Raw genomic sequence first — 4,513 nt, 5'->3', positions numbered from 1 at the left:
ATGCGGATTTGCTCCATTGCCTCTGGTCCGATTTTTCTCCCATCAAGCTTTTCCATGCTTGAGGTAATAGCAGAACTAGAGAAAAATGTCTACATATTTCTGACCGTCTTAGTAGATCCTTAACAAGTCCTGCACGTAGCGCTTTGAGATGGATTTATCGCACTGGAATAGATGGTCACGACGATGATATCACCGGTTGAAGGTCCCACTGCATAGCCCGCCAGAAGCTGTCGCAACACCCGGGATATGGGAATCTGTCCTGTTCGAAATAGAAAATTGTGCGTAGTTGGGTGAGGTGAATAAGAACTCGATTTTCTTATGCAGAAGTATAGGTGATTTCAGCTTGTGTGTCAAAAAAAAATCCGACCGCAGGATGTTGTGGATGCAACACGAGTGCCGAGCGGTGACCACGGGTTTTATCTTTCCATAAGGTCGGAAAACATAGGAAATTTGGGTAGAGCTACCCCTTGAATCCATCTCTTTCTTCAAAAATCAGACGGAATGGCCATCGCTGTGGACCGGGTCCCTGTAAAGGTAAACCGGGTCCCTGTAAAGGTAATTATCAAAGGGGGTCTACAATCTCTGACCATCTGCTCCCTCTTATTCGGGACATGGGAGCACATGGCTGCCAACCACTCCAGGGCGCCACTCTGAACATGCCTTTTCCATAAAAACCTCCATCCGTACATAAGACATGGCAGTGAGGGTTGAATCCCAGGCAGTCCCCAAAAGGTCTGTATGGCAATATTGACTGGAAAAACGTTTTCAGCGACTCCTATGCATATCGGCTCAGCTCGGAGAGGAGTCTTCGGTTATAGAGGAAGTATCTCCTGAGGATCTTGGGTATGCTGAAAATGAAATGACGGTGCGGTATGGCCTTGAGGACTTCTTTACAGAGCTCTTCCCCGAATTCCACCACCCTTTTTCAGAGGTCGAGCCTTTCAAAATAAACGGCCATGAGATTCAATGGGGACGTATGTCCCCGAATATAGGCAAGATCAAAAGAGATGGCTTTCCGAAAGGCTATCCCCTTCCCCGCCCTGCTATTCAACACAGGACTTCCCAGGCTAAAAAACCCCTAAAAGGCATGAGACCGCCAAATATTGGGCCGCTTTTTTTGACCCACAAAGGAGTGCACGCGGATTTGTCTAATCGTTGTGATAACTTCGCCTCTCCTCGATCCATCTTCGTCTTTGCTCTGGTGACATGTTCCTCAATCGTTCTAATAGCCTCTTTCTTTCCTCCGGCGTTGTATTCATGAGGAATCGTTGAAAGCGCCTTCGCTGCTCGGGACTCATCTCCTTCCACCGTTTCAACAGTTTCAGCCGTTTTTCCAGGGGCAGGTTTTTAAACCGCTTTCTGGCCTGAAGCAGCCGTTCCTGTTGCTCCGGGGAAAGCCTACGGAACCGGGCGTATCTTCTTCGAATCAATTCCCGTTGTTCGGGGCTCAGGGATTTCCATCTCTTCAGACGATCCTTCGCCCGGGCCCGCTCCCCCGGTGTCATGGACGCCCACCGCCTGGCTCCCTTGCGCAATTTCTTCTGTCTCTCCAACGGTAGGTTGTTCCATCGATCCTTTAGTGGCCCAAGGATTTGCTGTTCTTCTTTGGTGAGTTCATCCCACGCAATACCGGAAATTTTGTCCCCAGCATGTGCGTTGTGAAAGCACATTGCCATGGAAAAACATGTCAGGAACAGGCCGATGATAATCTTATTTCGTTTCATCTTCGCCCTCCACTTTCGGCGGAACCTTTTTTGTCTCTTTGCAGGAGGAACAATTCAACCGGCGATTTCATTTTGACCTGACAGCCAGACATAAAATTCCAGGTTTTCAAAAAACTCGAATGACTCGTCGGCCGTCAATATTTCGACATCGACTATCGCCTGTTCCATCTCCGGCGGCCCGCACGGTTCCCTCATTGTCCCATGGAACAGTATGATCACCCCAACAGCGACCGCCACCCCTGCTGCGGGAAGGCCGAACCACTTGGGTAACCAAGCCCCTCCCTTTCGCTTTTTCCGGTTCAATGCCTCATGGCGAATGCGCGAAAGGCGGGAACGGGTGGAGGCATCTATGCTCTGTTCGCCCGCATGGAGCGCTTTTAGCACCTTTTGTAAAAAATCCCTCTCTTTAATCCGGCCGGTCATGGCCACCACCCCTCCAGTTTTTCTCTCAGGTTTCGTACTGCCCGAGAATAATGGGTCTTCACGGATCCTTCCGAACAGTTCATGATCTTTGATGTTTCCTTTACGCTCATCTCCTCCCAGGCCCTCAACAGAAAGGCCTGTTGTTGGCGCAAAGGGAGTGAATGGAGGGCTGCATCGAGGGCGGCCAAGGCATCACTCGATTCCGTCGATTTTTCAGGATCGTTTCGGGTTGGATCCTGCAGGGATTGAAGGGGGGCAATCTTTGTTTCCTCTTCTTCTCCTTTCCATCGATCCAGCCATACCCTGAGCCTGTCCCTGACAGCCCTCCTACGATACCAGTCTCGAATCCGGTTTTGTAATATTCTGTAGAAAAGGGGCCTCCATTCAGACTCGTCGCAACCGCCATACTTGTCAACAAACCGAAACATCGCATCCTGAACGATATCCAGGGCTTCTTCCTTATCCCCTGAAGCTATTTCGGCCATGCGGAAGGCGCGCCTCTCAATGGATTTCAGAAATTCTCCCATATTGCGGTCGCTTTCCTGCATGGCCGATGACTTGATCAAGGTCTCCCTGCTGAACTGATCTCTTTTTCTGGAAAAAGACTAACGACCGCGACGGCTCAGTCTCCGGTTGATCCGGTCTCCTTTCCGATCGAGATGCCGTTCGATACGATCCCCTTTTCGGTCCAGGCGGCGATCGATTCGCTTCCCCTTTCGATCAAGTTTCCTGTCTATACGATCGCCCTTTCTCTTCAACCGTTTGGCCAGGCCCTTCCTTCCGTGCGCTTCGGCCCATTCGGCCCTCCGATCCAGGCGGGTTTCGATCCTGTCACCCTTACGGTCAAGCCGGTTCTCGATCCTGTCCCCCATTTTATCGAGGCGATGATCGATCCGGTCTCCCTTTCGATCAAGGCGATGATCGATCTTGTCCCCCAATCGCTCAAACCCGTTATTCCCGGCAAAGGCATCGGATGCCACCATAACAAAAACAACCGAAATCATGCAAACAATCAGCTTCTTCATCTTTCCTTCTCCTTTCTCATTTTTAGACATCAACAGTGCGTTCATATCTATAAAAACGCATTAGGAGAGGATCGGTTGACAATTTGACATATTTTCTTTGGGGAGAACCAGGTTTTCCTGGAATGGGTGCAATGAGGCGGAATGATCGAAATTCACTTTTTTCTTGACAGGGCAATTATTGCAATTTACTATAAATGTATGCTCTTTACGATAATAGTAATTTATATACACCACGGCCAGATATGACACCAAAAAATCAGTATTTTTCGACCTCATTAGAAAAAGGGCTGAAAATACTCTCCCTGTTTGATACGGAAACCCGTAGCCTTACTCAGACCGAAATTTCACGGATTTTGGCGCTGAACATGACTTCCACCTATCGTTTTGTAAACACGCTCGTGAAATTGGAGTATCTCGAAAAAGATCCAAAGACCAAAGAAGTAAGGTTGGGGATCAGATCCTTAGCTCTCAGTACAAACATTATTCGATCCAGCGACGAGTTACGTCTCATAAAAAAGCTGGTTGATGATGTTCACAGTCGATTCAATATCACTATAGATGTAGCTTTTACGGTTGATAATAACCTGATGAGAGCTTACCAGCGGGAGGCAAAAGAAACACTCACCTACCATCTGCCTTCAGTTGCGAAAAATTCCTTGCACAACACTTCCATAGGAAAGGCCTACTTATCCACCCTACCCGATGACTCACTCAAACAGACGATTAACAGCATTTCGCTGCCGGCCAAAACCCCAAAAACCATCATCGATAAAGATCAATTGTTATCCGAGATCGAGAAAACAAAACACCGGGGCTACGCCATGTGTGTCGAGGAATATCTGCCCGGGCTTATCACTATAGGTGCTCCTTTGATCAATCAGAGGACCGGCACGGGACTTGGCGGAGTTTCGTTCGATTTTTCGATCATCCAACAGAATGCCCACGAGGTGGAACAGAAGTATTCCGCCATAGTTATTGAATTGGCAAGATCGATCTCTGAAGTGCTGAAACGAGCTCTGAAGTGCTGAAACGAGAGGATAATGAGGGCTGAAAGCAGACTTTGATGTCTCGCCCTTTCTTCTTTCTTTGTTTTTTAACTTTCAGATATTAAGCGACTAAACTACTATCGGCCGAAGCCGATGGCTTCAGGGGCCAAGGGGTTGAGGGTCCAAGGGGTCAAGTGAAATGCATTGAGGCCGGCTTATTCGGTCCTTCAACAATCACTCGGCCACTTGAACCCTACTCAAAAGAAACGAATGAACTGAAGTCTTCCCCTCTTCTTTCTTATGTGTAATTTATAAATCACGTTGTTTTCCCGTACTTACAGGGAAAGCATCCCAA

Annotated in this window: 5 protein-coding genes; 1 reads left to right on the top strand and 4 read right to left on the bottom strand. The window is 48.3% G+C overall.

The window, feature by feature from the left end; genetic code table 11:
- Positions 1-1,148: 1,148 nt before the first annotated feature.
- From JRF57_16280 to JRF57_16265, 4 genes are read right to left on the bottom strand one after another with little or no spacing between them, the layout of a single operon-like run.
- The gene (locus JRF57_16280) at positions 1,149-1,724 is read right to left on the bottom strand and encodes a DUF3106 domain-containing protein (protein ID MBW2305254.1); all 576 of its coding nucleotides are present in this window, start codon (positions 1,722-1,724) and stop codon (positions 1,149-1,151) included.
- 54 nt (positions 1,725-1,778) lie between these two features.
- Positions 1,779-2,147, bottom strand: a complete 369-nt coding sequence (locus tag JRF57_16275) for a hypothetical protein (GenBank protein ID MBW2305253.1) — start codon at positions 2,145-2,147, stop codon at positions 1,779-1,781.
- Positions 2,144-2,695 carry an RNA polymerase sigma factor gene (locus tag JRF57_16270; protein MBW2305252.1) on the bottom strand — a complete coding sequence of 184 codons (552 nt, stop codon included), beginning with the start codon at positions 2,693-2,695 and terminating at the stop codon, positions 2,144-2,146. Before JRF57_16270 ends, JRF57_16275 begins: the two co-directional genes overlap by 4 nt.
- A gap of 57 nt (positions 2,696-2,752) precedes the next feature.
- Positions 2,753-3,172 (bottom strand): hypothetical protein, encoded by a 420-nt coding sequence (locus JRF57_16265; GenBank protein ID MBW2305251.1) that lies wholly within the window; start codon positions 3,170-3,172, stop codon positions 2,753-2,755.
- A gap of 194 nt (positions 3,173-3,366) precedes the next feature.
- Between JRF57_16265 and JRF57_16260 the strand changes: the two genes are divergently transcribed.
- On the top strand, positions 3,367-4,200 hold the full coding sequence (locus JRF57_16260; GenBank protein MBW2305250.1) for an IclR family transcriptional regulator: 834 nt from the start codon (positions 3,367-3,369) through the stop codon (positions 4,198-4,200).
- The last annotated feature ends 313 nt before the right edge of the window (positions 4,201-4,513 follow it).

The sequence above is a fragment of the Deltaproteobacteria bacterium genome (genome assembly GCA_019310525.1).
In the GTDB taxonomy this organism is placed as follows: domain Bacteria; phylum Desulfobacterota; class DSM-4660; order Desulfatiglandales; family HGW-15; genus JAFDEE01.
The sequence above is the reverse complement of the archived record's forward strand: the minus strand, read 5'-3'. Positions and strand labels throughout refer to the sequence as shown.

Coding starts and splice junctions, on each gene's coding strand:
- JRF57_16270 (MBW2305252.1), bottom strand. CDS start 2,695: ATGCAGGAAAGCGACCGCAATATGGGAGAATTTCTGAAATCCATTGAG.
- JRF57_16260 (MBW2305250.1), top strand. CDS start 3,367: ATGTATGCTCTTTACGATAATAGTAATTTATATACACCACGGCCAGAT.
- JRF57_16280 (MBW2305254.1), bottom strand. CDS start 1,724: ATGAAACGAAATAAGATTATCATCGGCCTGTTCCTGACATGTTTTTCC.
- JRF57_16275 (MBW2305253.1), bottom strand. CDS start 2,147: ATGACCGGCCGGATTAAAGAGAGGGATTTTTTACAAAAGGTGCTAAAA.
- JRF57_16265 (MBW2305251.1), bottom strand. CDS start 3,172: ATGAAGAAGCTGATTGTTTGCATGATTTCGGTTGTTTTTGTTATGGTG.